The organism is Streptomyces sp. NPDC058678 (genome assembly GCF_042714835.1).
In the GTDB taxonomy this organism is placed as follows: domain Bacteria; phylum Actinomycetota; class Actinomycetes; order Streptomycetales; family Streptomycetaceae; genus Streptomyces.
On the sequence record NZ_JBHXSG010000012.1, the window covers coordinates 152,449 to 169,839 of the forward strand.

Sequence of the window (17,391 nt, forward strand, 5' to 3'; positions counted from 1 at the left end):
GGCACGACAATCTTCGTCAGGTTTCGTGCTTGAAGGAAACGGGCATTCGGCCGTGTTTCGGGGGACTGCGGGCGCGGGTTTGGCCCTGCGTTCGAAGAGTGTTCGATAATGATCGGCTTCGCGTGGGCTGTCTGCGGCTCGCTTGCGGCTTGTCCGCGGCTGTCTGTGGCGCGCCTGAGGCGTGCCTGTGGAGCGTCTGCACGGCTTGTGTGCGGTCTGTGTGCGGCTCGTCTGTGGCTCTTTCCCGGGCCGTTGTCCCGGCTGCCGTTACGCCACGGTCAGACCGCCTGTGTGCGGGTCGGCCTCGGCCGCCGTCCGTGCCGTGTCGAGCACCTGCCGTATCCCCGTCGCGACGGCGGGGTGCACGGGCAGGGCGAGATGCCCGACGCCACTCACCCGGACGTTCTGCACGGTCAGGTCGGGGTGGTCGATGCAGGCGGCCTCCAGCGGGTCCATCAGGTGGTCGAGGTCGCTCCAGAAGCTGACGAAGTGCGTACGGCAGCCGGGCGCGGGGCGGGTCAGCTCCTCGAGCAGCTCCGAGCCAGGGCGCATCTGGCGCACGATCGGGTGCGCGTTCGCCAGCCGCGCCACCCGGGTGCCGGAGTGCGGGGTGCCGAGTGTCACCAGCGTCCGGACGCGAAGGTCGCCGCCGAGCCGCTGGACGTAGTAGCGCGCGATCAGCCCGCCGAGGCTGTGCCCGACGATGTCGACCTGCTCCCTGCCCGTGCGCTCGCAGATCTCCTCAATGTGCCGGCCGAGCAACTCCGCCGCGGTACGGATGTCGCAGGTCAGCGGCGAGTAGTTGAGCGACTCGATCTGCTGCCTGCCGTGCTGGGCGAGGCTGCGGCGCAGCAGGACGAAGACCGAGCGGTTGTCTATGAAGCCGTGCAGCAGGACGACCGGGGGCTTGGCCTCCGTGGGCAACTGGGGTGTGCCGGCGTCGTCCGGGGAGGGGAGCTGGGGCAGCGGGGACCGGCGCTCCTGGGTGATGCCGTAGGGGTAGAGGAGCAGATGGCCCGCGAGGATCGCGATCTCCAGGGCCGTCGCCTTCAGGAGTGCCACGGAAAGGCCCGCCAGCTTCCCCGGGAGCACGCCCGGGAGGAGACGCTGGCAGAGCGGAAGAAAGGGCAGCGTTGCCCCGGTGACCTTCATGGCCGACCTCCTGTCGGCACGCTGGAGGACGGCTCTGTCCCCCGTGTGCCCTTGTGGGGAGGCGCGGCGGAGGTCGTCGACGGAGCGCGAGTGGGGCGCGTGGGGTGAGGATGGTGCGCGGCGCGTGGTTCCGGGGTTTCCGATGTGGCTTGTGTTGTCGCGGCTGATGTTGTGATTGGTACCAGTGGTGCTACTGGTACCGATGGTACCGGTGGTGCTGGTGTTGCGCCGATGACGTGACGAGGTCCCCTGCCGGTGTGGCGACGAGGCTCCCCGCTGTCGTGCCTTACCTGCCCTGCGTGCCTTTCGTGCCCTCGTCGAAGCGTCTCACCGCCGCGGCACGCGGCCTGCGCCGCGGCGGTGAGACGACCTCGTTGCGGCTCCCGAACGTGTCCCACCGTGTGATTTCCCCCTCGGTACCCACCGCGAAACTGCCGGTTGCGGGATGCTGGCGATAACGTTCGTTCACTTTCCCGGCCGGTGCGGTACTTGTCGGTACGGATGGATGTAGTCGCTTCATGGAGGCAGTGATGGGTGTGGCAGCCGGTCCGATCCGCGTGGTGGTGGCCAAGCCGGGGCTCGACGGCCACGATCGCGGGGCCAAGGTGATCGCGCGGGCGCTGCGCGACGCCGGTATGGAGGTGATCTACACCGGGCTCCACCAGACCCCGGAGCAGATCGTCGACACCGCGATCCAGGAGGACGCCGACGCGATCGGCCTCTCGATCCTCTCCGGGGCGCACAACACGCTCTTCGCGGCCGTGATCGGCCTGCTCAAGGAGCGCGAAGCGGAGGACATCCTCGTCTTCGGCGGCGGGATCATCCCCGAAGCGGACATCGCTCCGCTGAAGGAGAAGGGCGTCGCGGAGATCTTCACGCCCGGTGCGACGACGCAGTCGATCGTGGACTGGGTTCGCGCGAACGTGCAGCAGCCGGCCGGCGCGTAGGCGCTCGTACAGCCGCGGGCTGTCGTGCTGCCGGGGCGGCAAGGGTGGGCGTGGACGGTATTCCGCGAGCGCCGGGCTGCGTGATGGACCGGTCGCTGCGGCCCACGCCTGCCCACCCGTTACGCCGCGCCCAGCTCCTCGGCCATGGCCGCCCGCAACCGCAGCGTGGTCACCAGGCGCTGGAAGGCCTCCGCCCAGTACCCTCCGGCCCCCGGTGACGCGTCCTCCGGTTCGTCCGGCACCGCCAGCAGGCCGTTGAGGCGGCTCGCTTCGGAGGGGTCCAGGCAACGCTCGGCCAGCCCCATCACTCCGCTGAAGCTCCATGGATAACTCCCCGCATCCCGTGCGATGTTGAGCGCGTCCACCACGGCACGGCCCAGTGGCTCGGCCCACGGCACCGCGCACACCCCGAGCAGCTGGAACGCCTCGGACAGGCCGTGGACCGAGATGAACCCGGCCACCCACTCGGCCCGTTCGGCAGAGCCGAGGGTGCCGAGCAGTTTGGCGCGCTCGGCCAGTGACACCGCGCCGGGACCGCCGGCCTCGGGTGCGGCGGGCGCCCCGAGCAGGGCCCGCGCCCACTCCGCGTCCCGCTGCCGCACGGCCGCCCGGCACCACGCCGCGTGCAGTTCGCGCTGCCAGTCGTCCGCGACCGGCAGCGCCACGATCTCCCGGGGTGTACGGCCGCCGAGACGACCGGACCAGGTGGTGAGCGGTGTCGCCTCCACCAACTGGCCGAACCACCAGGACCGTTCACCTCGGCCCGCCGGAGGCTTGGGTACAACCCCGTCGCGCTCCATGCTCGCGTCGCACTCGTGCGGTGCCTCGACCGCGAGAGTCGGCGCGGCTCCCGTGTGGTCGACGGCCACGCACGCCCCGGCGCGGACCGCCATCCGGGCCGCCAGCGCCGAACCCGGCAGTCCCGACAGCAACTCCGCAGCCGTGGACCGTACGTTGCGGCTCCGGTCGGACAGCGCCTGCTCCAGGAACGGCTCGTCCGCCGCGGTCAGGCCCCTGCGCAGGGAGTCGAGGAACATCAGCCGATCCTCGGCCCGCTCCGTCGACCAGGTCGACGCCAGCAACTCGCGCGCGGCGGCGGGCTCGCGGGCACGTATCGCGGAGAGCAGGGCGACCCGCTCGGCGAACAGCCCCTCCTGCCAGAGCTGTTGGATCTGGCCGGTGTCCTCGGAGGGCGGCAGTGCCGCGCCCCCGCCCGGTGTCGCGCGCAGGGCGAACCGCCAGTCCGGGTTCAGCCGGGCGAGCCACACGGCACGCGGCCCGGCGAAGGCCAGCGCCGCCGGGCGCAGGTCCGTACGCCCACGGGCCGCGTCCAGGAGCGCGGGCAGCATCTCGGGGGGTGCGGCGAAACCGCGGCTGTTCGCCGCCGCCAGCCACTGCGGCAGCAGCTCCATCAGGTCCGGTGCCGTACCTCTGCGCCCACCGCCGCCCGTGCCGGGGCGGTCGGCCAGCAGCATCGCCAGTCGGCGGGCCGCCGCGGCGGGCAGTGGCGGGCGCGGATCCCGGGCCGCCGGTTCCGGACACCGGGCCGCCCGGCCGGGCCGCAGGCCGGCCCGCCGTCGTACGGTCTCCACGGCAGCCGCGTCCAGCAGCGCCACCGGAGCCTCCCGCCCCGGTGCCGAGCCCGGCGGTGTGCGCCGCTTCCGTGCCGAGCAGCGCCGCCGTGACGAGGTCCTCCCAGGCGCCCGGCGCGGGCGCGTCCGCAGGAGCGGGGGTCCTGTTCATTCGGTTCCTTTCCCTGCGGTGCCTGCGAGTGGTTGAAGACTCACTCGATGCGAGTTTCCCGTGAGGCGGGTCACATGCGTGGATCGGGTGAGAAAGGGTGGATTGGCGGATGGTTGTGCGCGGCCTGGGTCTGTCGGGAGAGGGGGTACGGGGGCCCGTCGGGGGCGTGCGCCGCTGGTGAGGACTGGTGTTGTTCGGGTGAGTGCACGGCTGGTCACGGTGGGTGCTGGACGGATGGGCGCACGGGTGGTTGCGGTCGGTGTCGGTCGGATGCGTGGACGGGTGGTTGCGGTCGGTGTTGCTCGGTGGAACGTACGGATGGTGAGTCGGGGTGGCGTCCGGGCCGATGCACGGCCGGTCACGGTGGGTCTCTGACGCGTGAGCACACGGCTGATGGCGGTCGGTCCTGGTCGGACGCGCGCACGGGTGGTGACGGTCGGTGTCGGTCCGGGGAACGTGCGGCGGGTGGGGGTGGGTGTCGTCCTCACGAGTGCTGCGCTGGTGCCGCCGGGTGCCGCCCGGCGGGCGTCGTCCCGTCGGTTCAGCACAGGGGCACCGCCTCGCCCGGCCCCTCCGGCCAGGCCGTCAGCGGAGTGAAGCCCCGGTGGCCGCACTCGCCGAAGACCTTCACGGGTGCCCCGCCCGAGAGGGCGACGAGACGCCACAGGCCCGGACGGGAGCGGGCCGCGGAGGTGAGCGGCAGCGCCTCGTCCCTGTCGGCGTCCGCCAGCTGCCAGGAATCGCCGTCCGGGGTCGGGACGACACTGTCCAGCGTCACCGGGACGGATTCCAGCCATGGGTCGTCCCGGAGGGCCTCGCCGTAGCGGTCGGCCGCCTGGGCCGGTGTCACTCCCGGCGGCCGGGTCACCGCGGGAGCGGGCAGGGCGAACTGCTCGCCGAGCGCCGCCCGCTGCTGCCCGGTGCCCGGATAGGCGGAGACCTCCGCATCCAGGGCAAGGCCGACCGGCAGCGCGAGTTCGGGTGCGCGGCCGGCGGCGCCGTAGGAGAGGAGCAGCGCCGTACGGGCCGACTCGGCGCCGTACAGCCATATCCGGCGCGTTGTCAGACGCGCGTCCGCCGTGTCGTACTGGGCGAGGACCAGCCAGCGGTCCCGCACCGGCGGGCCGTCCGCCGAGGCGGACAGGCCGATGCGCGAACGGACCGTCGCCGCCAGGCCGTCGGGCAGGCGCTCCCGGCGCAGCCAGCCCTGGTCGAGGAGGTGGAGGAGAGCGCACTCCTCCAGCAGCCGCACCGGCCAGCCGGGACCGGATGACGGGATCGCCCCCAACTCCCGTACCCGCGCTGCCAGTCCGGAGGCCTGGGCGTCGACCATGCGGGCCGCCGTCTCCTCCCACAGCCCGTACCCCGCCTGCTCCGCGCCCGCGAGGCCGCCGCGCAACAGGTCCGCCAGCCGCTGCTCCAGCTCCGTCGCGCCCGCGGTGATCCGCTCGGCTCTGCGTTCCGCCCTGCGCCGCGCTGCCTCCGGATCACCGGGGCCCGTCGAGGAACCGGCCGCGCCCGCCGCCCGTTTCTCCGTCGCGCGCTTCCTTCTCCCCTCTATCCACTCCCCGGCCCAGTCCGGCGGCTGCGCGGACGGCACCACGCCGTCCCCGCCCGCCCAGAGCAGCAGCAGCCCGAGGGCGTGCTTGCACGGGAACTTGCGGCTCGGACAACTGCATCGGTACGCCGGGCCCGACGCGTCCGCGATGTCGACGACCGTCTGATACGGCCTGCTGCCACTGCCCTTGCACAGCCCCCACACCGTCCCCTCGTCACCACTCCCCGCCTCGGACCAGGGCCCGGCCGCACCGAGTTTGCTTCCCGCTTTGCGTGATGCGGCGTCAGGCGCCAGTGCCAGCACCTGATCCGCACTCCAGCGCACCCCCTGCTGAGTCATGACATCGAAGGTAGATCCCGCCACTGACAATCGGTCCGGCGAACACCTCCGCCAGCCCGTTTTCGCAGGTCAGATCGCATTGTCAGTGGCGTGGTGCACGGTTGGTACCAGATCCGAACCGGCCGAGCTGGAGGGGGCCTCAGCCATGTCTGTCTCCGTGGAACCGATGTCTGTCGAAGTACCTGACGGGGAGCCCGCCGTCGCGTTGCGGCCGCACGCCGAGGACGCCTTCGCCCATGAACTCGCCGCACTCGCAGCGCAGGACGACCGGCCGCGCCCGGCCCGCTGGAAGCTGTCGCCGTGGGCCGTCGCCACCTACCTGCTCGGCGGCACACTGCCCGACGGCACCGTGATCACACCGAAGTACGTGGGCCCGCGCCGGCTCGTCGAGGTCGCCGTCACCACCCTCGCCACCGACCGCGCCCTGCTCCTGCTCGGCGTGCCCGGCACCGCCAAGACCTGGGTGTCCGAGCACCTGGCCGCCGCGGTCAGCGGCGACTCGACCCTGCTGGTGCAGGGCACGGCCGGCACCCCGGAGGAGGCGATCCGGTACGGCTGGAACTACGCGCAGTTGCTGGCGCACGGCCCGAGCCGCGACGCCCTCGTCCCCAGCCCGGTCATGCGGGCCATGGCGGAGGGGATGACGGCCCGGGTCGAGGAACTGACCCGCATCCCGGCCGACGTGCAGGACACGCTCATCACGATCCTGTCGGAGAAGACACTGCCGATACCGGAACTGGGCCAGGAGGTGCAGGCGGTCCGCGGCTTCAACGTGATCGCGACCGCCAACGACCGTGACCGCGGGGTCAACGACCTGTCCAGCGCCCTGCGCCGCCGCTTCAACACGGTCGTGCTGCCGCTGCCGGAGAGCGTCGAGGCCGAGGTCGACATCGTCTCGCGCCGCGTCGACCAGCTCGGCCGCTCCCTCGACCTGCCCGCCGCGCCCGACGGCATCGACGAGATCCGCCGCGTCGTGACCGTCTTCCGTGAACTCCGCGACGGTGTCACGTCCGACGGCCGTACGAAGCTGAAGTCGCCCAGCGGCACGCTCTCGACGGCCGAGGCGATCTCCGTGGTCACCAACGGCCTGGCCCTTGCCGCCCACTTCGGCGACGGCGTGCTGCGGGCCGGCGACGTCGCCGCGGGCATCCTCGGCGCCGTCGTCCGCGATCCGGCCGCCGACCGCGTCATCTGGCAGGAGTACCTGGAGGCGGTCGTCCGCGAGCGCGACGGCTGGAAGGACTTCTACCGGGCCTGCCGGGAGGTGAGTGCGTGAACGGCGCGGGGAGGGAGGCCGATGAGGTGGCAGGGGCCTGGGCGGGGCCGTTGCTGCTCGGGGTTCGGCATCACGGGCCCGGTTCCGCGCGGGCCGTGCGGGCGGCGCTGGCCGCGGCCCGGCCGAGGGTCGTGCTGATCGAAGGGCCGCCCGAGGCGGACGTCCTGATCCCGCTCGCCGCGGACGAGGACATGCGGCCGCCGGTCGCGCTTCTCGCCCACGCCGTGGACGAGCCCGGCCGCTCGGCGTTCTGGCCGCTGGCCGAGTTCTCCCCGGAGTGGGTCGCGATGCGCTGGGCCCTGGAGCACGACGTCCCGGCCCGTTTCATCGACCTGCCGGCCACGCACACCTTGGCGTGGGGGAGGGACGACGAACCTGGGGAGGGGGCGCAGAATCCCGCGGGTGAGGGTGACGGGGGGCCCTCGGCGGGGGGTTCCGACGGTTCGGCGGCCGGTGCCGATGAGTTCGTGGCCGGGGGAGGCCGCGGGCCTGCGGGCGGGGTAGGTGGCAAGCCTGTGGCCCAGGTCGGTGGCGAGCCTGTGGCCGGTGGTGGCGGCGGGCCCTCGGCCGGGGATTCCGGCGAGTTCGTGGCTGGGGGAGGCAGTGAGCCTGCGGGCGGGGCAGGTGGCGGAGCCGCGGGCGGGGACGGCAGCCGGGCCGACAGCGACCGGCGTGACGAGGCCGTGGTCGGTGTCGAGGTTCGGGTCGATCCGCTGGGGGTGCTTGCCGAGGCTGCCGGTTATGACGATCCGGAGCGTTGGTGGGAGGACGTCGTCGAGCACCGAGGGGCGGGCGAGGGGGACGCCCTGGCACCCTTCGTCGCCCTGGAAGAGGCCATGGGGGCGCTGCGGGAGACGTACGGGAGCGGGGGGCACGACCGGGATCTCGTCCGGGAGGCGTACATGCGGCTCCAGCTGCGCGCGGCGCAGCGGGAGTTCGGGGACGGCGTCGCCGTGGTGTGCGGGGCCTGGCACGTGCCCGCGTTGCGGCAGAAAAGCGCGGTCGCCGCCGACCGGGCGCTGCTCAAGGGCCTGCCCAAGGTCAAGACGGCGATGACGTGGGTGCCGTGGACGTATCGCCGCTTGTCGCGTCACAGCGGGTACGGCGCGGGCATCGACTCGCCGGGTTGGTACGGGCATCTGTTCGGCGCGCCGGACCGGCCGGTCGAGCGGTGGCTGACCAAGGTGGCGGGTCTGCTGCGGGACGAGGACCGGCTCGTGTCCTCGGCGCACGTCATCGAGGCGGTGCGGCTGGCGGAGACGCTCGCCGCGATGCGCGGTCGTCCGCTGCCCGGGCTGAGCGAGACGACCGACGCCGTGCGGGCGGTGATGTGCGAAGGCTCGGACGTGCCGCTGGCGCTGGTGCACGACCGGCTGGTCGTGGGGGACGTGCTGGGGGAGGTGCCGCGGGCGGCGCCCGCAGTGCCGTTGCAGCGGGACCTCGACCGGATCCAGCGCAGGCTGCGGCTCAAGCCGGAGGCGCTGGAGCGGGAGTTGGAGCTCGACCTGCGCAAGGACACCGACGCCGAGCGCAGCAGGCTGCTGCACCGGCTGCGGCTGCTGGGCGTGGGATGGGGCGAGTCGGTGGCCTCGCGCGGGAGTACGGGCACCTTCCGGGAGACGTGGCGGCTGCGGTGGGAGCCGGAGCTGTCCGTGCGGGTCGCGGAGGCCGGGGTGTGGGGCACGACCGTGCTCGGCGCCGCGACCGCCAAGGCCGAGGCGGACGCCGTCTCCGCACAGGCTCTCGCCGACGTCACCGCCCTCGCCGAGCGCTGCCTGCTGGCCGAACTGCCGGACGCGCTGCCGACGGTGATGAGGATCCTCGCCGACCGCGCGGCGCTCGACACGGACGTCGGCCACCTCGCCCAGGCCCTGCCCGCACTGGTCCGCTCCCTCCGCTACGGCGACGTACGCGGCACGGACACCGCCGCCCTGACAGAGGTCGCCGCGGGCCTCGCCGAACGGATCTTCGTCGGCCTGCCCCCGGCCTGCGCCGCACTCGACGCCGACGCGGCCGAGGAGATGCGGCGCCATGTCGACGCGGTGCACGGGACGCTGGGATTGCTGGGCGAGGCCTCCGCGACCACCCACGGCGATCTGCGTGAGCGTTGGTACGGCGTGCTGCGGGTGTTGTCCGGGCGGGACACCGTGCCCGGTGTCGTCCGGGGGCGGGCCGTGCGGCTGCTGCTGGACGAAGGGGAGTTGGCGCAGGGCGACGCGGCGCGGCTCATGGGGCTCGTGCTGTCGCCGGGCACGCCACCGGGGGACGCGGCCGCGTGGATCGAGGGCTTCGTCGGAGGGGGCTCCGGCGGCGGGATGCTGCTCGTGCACGACGAGCGGCTGCTCGGGCTGGTCGACGCCTGGCTGACGGGCGTGCCGGCGGAGGCGTTCACGGACGTGCTGCCTCTGCTACGGCGGACCTTCTCGGCGTACGAGGCGGGGGTGCGCCGGACCCTGGGCGAGTTGGTCCGACGCGGGCCGGGGCAGCGGGGGAGCGGGGCGCCGGCAGGGACCGGGATACCCGGCTTCGGGGCCGACCTCGACATCGAGCGTGCGGCCGCGGTGCTGCCGGTGGTGAGGCTGCTGCTGGGCCTGGACGGCGTGGCGCAGAGCACCGACGACAACAACCTTGTGGGGGTGGCGTGACGGCCATGACGGCCATGACGGCCATGACGGCCATGACGAACGGGACGGCCCTGGCGAACACGACGGCCCCGGCGAACACGACGGCCATGGCGAACACGACGGCCATGGCGAACAGTACGGCCGACCGGCTGAACGAGCCGATGGAGCGGGGCGGCGTGGTGGCAACGGCCGGGGCCGGGCACAGGGGCGGGGCGGCGGCCGGACCGACGACGATCGTGCTGGTCGTTCCGCTCTGGGAACGGCTTCGTGCGGGGGTGCGCGGATGACGAACGGGTCGGTGGCACGGGTGGCCTGCGAGCGTGGGGGAGTGGCGGGATGACGGCGGAGCTGGTCGACCCGGCAAAGGAGCGGCTGAGGCGCTGGCGGCTCGTCCTCGGGGGCGACGCGGCCGACGGCACCGGATGCGCGTTGTCCGGGCAGGACGCGGCCATGGACGGGGCGCTGGCCGCGCTCTACGGCAAGGCGGACAAGGGGCCGGCGGGGCGGGACCGCTCGGCGGGGCTCGGGGCGTCGGCGCCGGCCGTGGCGCGCTGGCTCGGGGACATCCGGACGTACTTCCCCTCCTCCGTCGTACAGATCATGCAGCGCGACGCCATCGACCGGCTCGGGCTGTCCACGCTGCTGCTGGAACCGGAGGTGCTGGAGGCGGTGGAGGCCGACGTCCACCTCGTCGGCACGCTCCTCTCCCTCAACAAGGCGATGCCGGAGACCACGAAGGAGACGGCACGGGCGGTCGTGCGCAAGGTCGTCGAGGACCTGGAGAAGCGACTGGCCAGCCGCACCCGGGCCACCCTCACCGGCGCGCTCGACCGCAGCGCTCGGATCAACCGGCCCCGCCACCACGACATCGACTGGAACCGCACGATCGCCGCCAACCTCAAGCACTACCTGCCGGAGTACCGGACGATCGTGCCGGAGCGGCTCATCGGGTACGGGCGGGCCTCCCGGTCCGTGAAGAAGGAAGTCATCCTCTGCATCGACCAGTCGGGGTCGATGGCGGCGTCCGTGGTCTACGCGTCGGTGTTCGGGGCGGTGCTGGCGTCCATGCGGTCGATCAGCACACGGCTCGTCGTCTTCGACACGGCGGTCGTCGACCTCACCGACCAGCTGGACGACCCGGTCGATGTCCTGTTCGGGACCCAGCTCGGCGGCGGCACCGACATCAACCGCGCTTTGGCCTACTGCCAGTCGCAGATCACGCGGCCCGCGGAGACGGTGGTCGTACTGATCAGCGACCTCTACGAAGGGGGCATACGGAACGAGATGCTCAAGCGGGTCGCGGCGATGAAGGCCTCGGGGGTGCAGTTCGTGACGCTGCTGGCACTGTCGGACGAGGGGGCGCCCGCGTACGACAGGGAGCACGCGGCCGCGCTTGCCGGGCTGGGAGCGCCGGCCTTCGCCTGTACGCCGGATCTGTTTCCGGAGGTGATGGCGGCGGCGATCGAGAAGCGGCCGTTGCCGATACCGGAGAGCGCGTGAGGGGCCGGAGGCGTGGTGGCTCGCCGGTGATTTGTCGACCCATTGACCTGCGTTGTCGGACGACCGGGGTCGGCAAACCGGACATGACTACGCATCGGTAACGGGGGGCTTGCGCAACCTCGGGAGTGCCGTGCGAGGATCAACGCGCCCGTCAGCGGCGCGTTGCGCTCCGCTTGTTCCGCACGGGAGGAACCTCCCCCTCTTGACCTTCCCAGCCGTCCTTTCCGGTACCGCCCTGCGCGTGATGCGTACGGCGGCCGGGCGGCGTGCGCTGCAAGTGGCCGTGCTGGTGGGTGGGTTGTTCGCGCTCGGGTTCCTCTGCGGGGAACAGGCGCATGCGGCGGACGGGGTGCCGTCGGCGACGCCGACGAGTTCCGTTGCTTCGGCGACCTCCCTTGGTTCCCCGGCCTCTGGTTCCCCGGCCTCCGTGACGTCGGTGGCTTCCCGGGCTTCCCGGACTTCCGATGAGGTTGTGCCGGCGGGTTCGGCTGAGGGTTCGCAAGGCGCGCGGTCGGTGAAGACAGGTGCGCCCGCGGCCGACGACCACGTCGTCCGGCCGCTGGTCGGTCACGTCGTCCGGAGCGTGGACGCTCGCGTCACGGAGCCGGTCGGTCGCCTCGTGGGCACCGTGGCCACAGGGCTGGCCGAGGCGGAGGCGAAGCTGCCGTCGTTCCCCGCGTCCCCTGTGCTGCCGAGCCTGCCGGACGGTTCGGAGCTGCCCGGTCTTCCTGAGCTGCCGCCTCTGCCCGGTCCGCCCGCGCTTTCGGGGCAGACGTTGCCGGCGCCGGTCACTTACGCGCCGGGGTCGGGTTCATCGGTCGCAGCGCCGACGGTGACAGGACAGAGGCCGGAGGGGCGTACCGCTGCGGCGACGCCCGTGACGTACGGACCGCGGTTCGCCGCCGGTGCCGTAGTCACCGGCGGAGTGGCGCACACGTCCGCGCTTCCGGCCGAGCCCGCCGGACAGGGCCCCGAGCGTCACATGCCCCCCGGTGACGCGGGCGGTGTGCTGAGCGGCAAGTCGGCGGTCGACCACGGCACGCCGCGGCACGGTGACGGGCATGCCGTCACCGGCGACGACCGGGCAGCCGTGCGGCTCGTGGCCGGCGTCGCCGCGCGCGCCGCGGCGGAAGGTACCCGGGACAGGCACCGGGACATCCCCGTATTTCCCGGCTAGGGCAGGCCCTCCCCCCGCTGTAGACCTGCCGCGCGGGGGCGGAACAGGTCTGCCCGACCGTCCGGACGCCCCGTCGATCTCCGGATGGAGCCCCGGAGCCCTCACCGAGTTTCCGCGGTCCCGCACGAACCTGTCCCAGGTTCCTGGATCCCCCAACTCCCGGACCGCGGCCGGAGACGGCGCCGGAAATGTCCCCAAGCCTGCCCAAGTCCCGAGGCCCTGAGAGCCCTTCGAAGGAGCTCTCCCTCGCGCCTCGGAACTCTCGAGGATCTAAGGATCTGACGTACGCATGAACAAGAACATCCGCCGTTCCATCGTCATAGCCGCCGGCGTCACCGGCGCGTGGGCGCTCGGTTCCACAGTGGCCAGCGCCGACGAACTGCCCGCGTCCGCCCTCTCCGCGCCGGACGCCACCACCGACGCCACCACCGACGCGACGACCGACGCGACGACTGGCCTCACCGACACCCTCGGCACGGTCACCGACACCGTCACCGGCACGGTCGACGGTGTCGTCTCCGGCGTGCAGGACACCGTCTCGGGAGGCACGGTCGCCGACACCGCCGGCACGGCCAAGAACACCGCGTCCACCGATGCCGAGGACCAGGCCCGGCGGTACGTCGACGCGAAGGTCACCGTCCCGAAGGTGTCCAAGGTGAAGGGTGCCGCGGCCATCCAGGGCGCGCAGGCTGCCCGCGCGGCGCAGGCCGCCACGGCCAGGGCGACCGTCACCGCCGACGAGAGCGTCACCGCCGTCCGCTCCACCGTCTCCGACGCGAGTGCCCGGAGTGCTCAGATCGTTCCGAGCACTCCGAGTGCTCCCCAGCGCGAGATCGACTACCTCTTCGGCCCCCTCACCGCCTTCGCACCCGAGCTGGAGCAGGCGTTGGCCGCAGCCCAGACGAGGTTGCAGGGCACCCAGTCCGCGGCCCGGTCCCAGGCGCAGGGCGTCGACGGCGTCGTACGGACGAAGGCGCGGCACACGGTCGCCGGCGCGGGCCGCACCGCGGCAGGCGTGACCGACGCGGCGCAGACCACGGTCGTGGGCGCCCGGACCCGGGGCGACGGCGCGTCCACCATCGTCCAGGGCCGGGCCACCGCCGTGACGAGCGCGGCCGAGGCCGGCGTCTCCTCCGTACCTGGCCACCTCACCGGCACGGTCGGCGGAGTCGGCCGGCAGGTCACCGGCACGGTCACCGACATCCCCGGCACCGTCACGCCGGTCGTCCAGCAGACGGCTGCAGCCGTCGTCCCGCCCGTGGCGATGGCCGCCGTCGGCGGGGTTCTCCCGGTCGCCGGGCAGGCGGTGGCCGGTGTCGTGCCGAGCGCGGAGCACGCCGTCGCCGGTGTCGTACCCGTCGCCGGTCACGCGGTCAACGGTGTGAGCCCGGTCGTCACCGGCACGGTGGACGGCGTGCACCCGGTCGTCACCGACACGGTGAACGGCGTCACACCGGTCGCGGGCGGCGCTGTGGCCGGGGTCGAGCAGACCGCCGGGCACACGGTCGACGCCGCGACCGCGCTGGCGTACGGAGTGGTGGCCGACGTACAGCCCGTAGCGGGCGGTGTCGTGCAGGGTGTGCAGCCGGTCGCGGCGGGGGTCGTGCGGGGCGTGCAGCCGGTCGCCGCGGGGGTGGTGCAGGGTGTGCGGCCGGTCGTCGGCGGGGCCGTCTCCGACGTACCTCAGTACGCCGCGGCCACGGTCGGCGACGCCCAGTGGGTCGTGAACGGCGTCGCCACGGACGTGCCGCCCTACGCCACCGGCCTCGTCGGCCAGGTCGCCGACGGCACCACGGACGCCGTACTGCCGCCGGTCGCGAACACCGCCGTGCACGGCGTGGCGCCCGTCGCCGGGCAGGCCGTCGCGGACGTGGCCGCGGTGGCGTACGGCGTCACGCAGGACGTGGAGCCCTTCGCGTACGGCGTCGCCGGTGACGTACCCCCGCTCGCGCACGGTGTGACCGGGCACGCGAGCGACCTGGGCTACGGCGTCGTCGGCCAGGTGCCGCCGTTCGCGCAGGGTGTCACCGGTGCCGTGCGGCCGGTCGTCGACGCCGTCGTGGAGACCGCGCGGCCCGTCGTGCAGGGCGTGGGCGGCAGCGCCACCGCGCTGGCCTACGGCCTCACGCAGGACGTCGAGCCCTTCGCGTACGGCGTCGCAGGCGAGGTCGCCCCGTTCGCGTACGGCGTCGCAGGCCAGGTCGCCCCGTTCGCGGAGGACCTGACCGGGACCGTCCAAGCCACCGCCGGCCCGCTCGCCGGCCACGCCGTCACCGGCGTCGAGGGCGTCGCCCGGTCGGTCACCCCGGGTTACGCGCGGGACGTACAGAACACGGCCGCACAGAACCTGCACCACGGCAGCACGTACGGCGCCTGAGCCAGACCGCCAGACCGCCAGACCGCTAGTCCGGCAGTCCGGCAGGCCGCTCGACTGCTCGACCACCTGACTCCATGAGGCCGCAGGACCCGGACGGCCGAAAGCCATCGGTTTCGTCCGGCCGGAACCTCATGGACGGGGCCGGGTGGTCCCCATTGGGGTGGGGATCATCCGCCCTGCGCCCCTCAGGGGCTGTTCAAGGGGCCTCACCGGGTCAACCTCAGCCCGGTGAGGCCCTCACAAACGGCACGCCGTGCCGGTGAGCTCGGCATCATGTGACAGGTATCACCGCTCAGGTGTGACCCGCGATTTAGAGGCCTCCGGCAAGCAGGGATAACCTGCGAGACGGACATGCCGCGCGCTCGGACACCGTGTGCGCCTCCCTTGTGACTGACAGACGGCGGACGTCACGTTGCCCTCGCGGCACGCCCACGCAGACAACGAACCGCGAGATCACTGATAGGGACGGAAGCGCGTGGACCTGTTCGAGTACCAGGCGAGGGACCTCTTCGCCAAGCACGATGTACCGGTGCTGGCCGGTGAAGTCATCGACACGCCTGAGGCGGCCCGCGCAGCCACTGAGCGTCTTGGTGGCAAGTCCGTCGTCAAGGCCCAGGTGAAGGTCGGCGGCCGTGGCAAGGCCGGTGGCGTGAAGCTCGCCGCCACCCCGGACGAGGCCGTCGCCCGTGCGACGGACATCCTCGGCATGGACATCAAGGGCCACACGGTCCACAAGGTGATGATCGCCGAGACGGCCCCGGAGATCCTGGAGGAGTACTACGTCTCCTTCCTCCTGGACCGCACCAACCGCACCTTCCTCTCCATCGCCTCCGTCGAGGGCGGCATGGAGATCGAGGAGGTGGCGGCCAACCGCCCCGACGCCGTCGCGAAGACGCCGATCGACGCCAACGAGGGTGTGACCCCCGAGAAGGCCCGCGAGATCGTCGCGGCCGCCAAGTTCCCGGCCGAGGTCGCCGACAAGGTGGCCAACGTCCTCGTCACCCTGTGGAAGACCTTCATCGCCGAGGACGCGCTCCTCGTCGAGGTCAACCCGCTGGCGAAGGTCGCCTCGGGTGACGTCATCGCCCTGGACGGCAAGGTCTCCCTGGACGAGAACGCCGAGTTCCGCCAGCCGGACCACGAGGCTCTCGCCGACAAGGACGCGGCCAACCCGCTCGAGGCCGCCGCCAAGGAGAAGAACCTCAACTACGTCAAGCTCGACGGTGAGGTCGGCATCATCGGCAACGGCGCGGGTCTCGTCATGAGCACCCTCGACGTCGTCGCGTACGCCGGTGAGGCCCACGGCGGCGTCAAGCCCGCCAACTTCCTCGACATCGGCGGCGGCGCCTCCGCCGCGGTCATGGCGAACGGCCTGGAGATCATCCTCGGCGACCCGGACGTCAAGTCCGTCTTCGTCAACGTCTTCGGTGGCATCACCGCCTGCGACGAGGTCGCCAACGGCATCGTGCAGGCGCTGCAGCTGCTCAAGGACAAGGGCGAGGAAGTCACCAAGCCCCTCGTCGTCCGCCTCGACGGCAACAACGCCGAGCTGGGTCGCAAGATCCTCTCCGACGCCAACCACCCGCTGGTGCAGCGCGTGGACACCATGGACGGCGCGGCCGACAAGGCCGCCGAGCTCGCGGCTGCGAAGTAAGGAAGAGGGACAGACACAGCCATGGCTATCTTCCTCAACAAGGACTCAAAGGTCATCGTCCAGGGCATGACCGGTGCCACGGGCATGAAGCACACCAAGCTCATGCTGGCCGACGGCACCAACATCGTCGGTGGCGTGAACCCCCGTAAGGCGGGCACGTCCGTCGACATCGACGGCACCGAGATCCCGGTCTTCGGCACGGTCGCCGAGGCGATCGAGAAGACGGGCGCGAACGTGTCCGTCCTCTTCGTGCCGCCGGCCTTCTCCAAGGCCGCCGTCGTCGAGGCGATCGACGCCGAGATCCCCCTCGCGGTCGTCATCACCGAGGGCATCGCGGTCCACGACTCTGCCGCGTTCTACGCGTACGCCGTGTCGAAGGGCAACAAGACGCGGATCATCGGCCCGAACTGCCCCGGTCTCATCACCCCGGGCCAGTCCAACGCCGGCATCATCCCGGGCGACATCACGAAGCCGGGCCGCATCGGCCTGGTCTCGAAGTCCGGCACGCTGACCTACCAGATGATGTACGAGCTGCGTGACATCGGCTTCTCGTCCGCCGTCGGCATCGGTGGCGACCCGGTCATCGGTACGACGCACATCGACGCGCTCGCCGCGTTCGAGGCCGACCCCGACACCGACCTGATCGTCATGATCGGCGAGATCGGCGGCGACGCCGAGGAGCGTGCGGCGGACTTCATCGCGAAGAACGTGACGAAGCCGGTCGTCGGTTACGTCGCCGGCTTCACCGCACCCGAGGGCAAGACCATGGGCCACGCCGGCGCCATCGTCTCCGGCTCCTCCGGTACGGCCGCCGCCAAGAAGGAGGCCCTCGAGGCCGCCGGCGTCAAGGTCGGCAAGACGCCGACCGAGACGGCGAAGCTGGCGCGCGCCATTCTCGGCCACTGAGCACGGCCTCACCGGCTGAACCAGGCGCCACGCCGCACAGCGAGAAGGGCCCGCATCCTCACCGAGGATGCGGGCCCAACACGCAGTTGTCAGCCAACAAGAGGGCCCAAACCCAAAACCCCCAGCAACCACACCACC

The 17,391-nt window shown here is 72.4% G+C and carries 11 protein-coding genes and 1 pseudogene; 9 read left to right on the forward strand and 3 right to left on the reverse strand.

Annotated elements, in window-relative coordinates; genetic code table 11:
- Positions 1 to 267 precede the first annotated feature (267 nt).
- Positions 268 to 1,152, reverse strand: coding sequence for an esterase/lipase family protein (locus tag ACFWWR_RS14470; RefSeq protein WP_383875766.1), 885 nt, complete (start codon positions 1,150 to 1,152; stop codon positions 268 to 270).
- A 530-nt stretch (positions 1,153 to 1,682) separates the two neighbouring features.
- Between ACFWWR_RS14470 and ACFWWR_RS14475 the strand changes: the two genes are divergently transcribed.
- A complete protein-coding gene (locus tag ACFWWR_RS14475) occupies positions 1,683 to 2,099 on the forward strand; it encodes a cobalamin B12-binding domain-containing protein (protein WP_217235145.1) in 417 nt (138 codons plus the stop codon).
- Between the two features lie 119 nt (positions 2,100 to 2,218).
- Here the strand turns inward: ACFWWR_RS14475 and ACFWWR_RS14480 are convergent.
- Both ACFWWR_RS14480 and ACFWWR_RS14485 read right to left on the reverse strand, forming a co-directional pair.
- A pseudogene (locus ACFWWR_RS14480) lies at positions 2,219 to 3,842 on the reverse strand (DUF5691 domain-containing protein).
- Positions 3,843 to 4,383: 541 nt separating this feature from the next.
- Positions 4,384 to 5,739, reverse strand: a complete 1,356-nt coding sequence (locus ACFWWR_RS14485) for an SWIM zinc finger family protein (RefSeq protein ID WP_384303432.1) — start codon at positions 5,737 to 5,739, stop codon at positions 4,384 to 4,386.
- Positions 5,740 to 5,884: 145 nt separating this feature from the next.
- Here ACFWWR_RS14485 and ACFWWR_RS14490 point away from each other — a divergent pair, with 145 nt between their 5' ends.
- From ACFWWR_RS14490 to sucD, 8 genes are all read left to right on the forward strand, one after another.
- Entirely contained in the window at positions 5,885 to 7,015 is a 1,131-nt protein-coding gene (locus ACFWWR_RS14490; protein WP_383875761.1) for an AAA family ATPase, read from the forward strand.
- On the forward strand, positions 7,012 to 9,660 hold the full coding sequence (locus ACFWWR_RS14495) for a DUF5682 family protein (RefSeq protein WP_384303434.1): 2,649 nt from the start codon (positions 7,012 to 7,014) through the stop codon (positions 9,658 to 9,660). Before ACFWWR_RS14490 ends, ACFWWR_RS14495 begins: the two co-directional genes overlap by 4 nt.
- A gap of 5 nt (positions 9,661 to 9,665) precedes the next feature.
- Positions 9,666 to 9,926 (forward strand): hypothetical protein, encoded by a 261-nt coding sequence (locus ACFWWR_RS14500; RefSeq protein ID WP_384303436.1) that lies wholly within the window; start codon positions 9,666 to 9,668, stop codon positions 9,924 to 9,926.
- 49 nt (positions 9,927 to 9,975) lie between these two features.
- Complete coding sequence (locus ACFWWR_RS14505) at positions 9,976 to 11,139, forward strand: VWA domain-containing protein (RefSeq protein ID WP_384303438.1); 1,164 nt, start codon at positions 9,976 to 9,978, stop codon at positions 11,137 to 11,139.
- A 514-nt stretch (positions 11,140 to 11,653) separates the two neighbouring features.
- Complete coding sequence (locus tag ACFWWR_RS14510; RefSeq protein ID WP_383875753.1) at positions 11,654 to 12,316, forward strand: hypothetical protein; 663 nt, start codon at positions 11,654 to 11,656, stop codon at positions 12,314 to 12,316.
- Between the two features lie 289 nt (positions 12,317 to 12,605).
- Positions 12,606 to 14,693 (forward strand): hypothetical protein, encoded by a 2,088-nt coding sequence (locus ACFWWR_RS14515; protein WP_384303440.1) that lies wholly within the window; start codon positions 12,606 to 12,608, stop codon positions 14,691 to 14,693.
- Positions 14,694 to 15,168: 475 nt separating this feature from the next.
- A complete protein-coding gene (gene sucC / locus ACFWWR_RS14520; RefSeq protein ID WP_383875750.1) occupies positions 15,169 to 16,347 on the forward strand; it encodes an ADP-forming succinate--CoA ligase subunit beta in 1,179 nt (392 codons plus the stop codon).
- Positions 16,348 to 16,368: 21 nt separating this feature from the next.
- Positions 16,369 to 17,253 carry a succinate--CoA ligase subunit alpha gene (gene sucD / locus ACFWWR_RS14525; RefSeq protein WP_217235135.1) on the forward strand — a complete coding sequence of 295 codons (885 nt, stop codon included), beginning with the start codon at positions 16,369 to 16,371 and terminating at the stop codon, positions 17,251 to 17,253.
- Positions 17,254 to 17,391: the final 138 nt, after the last annotated feature.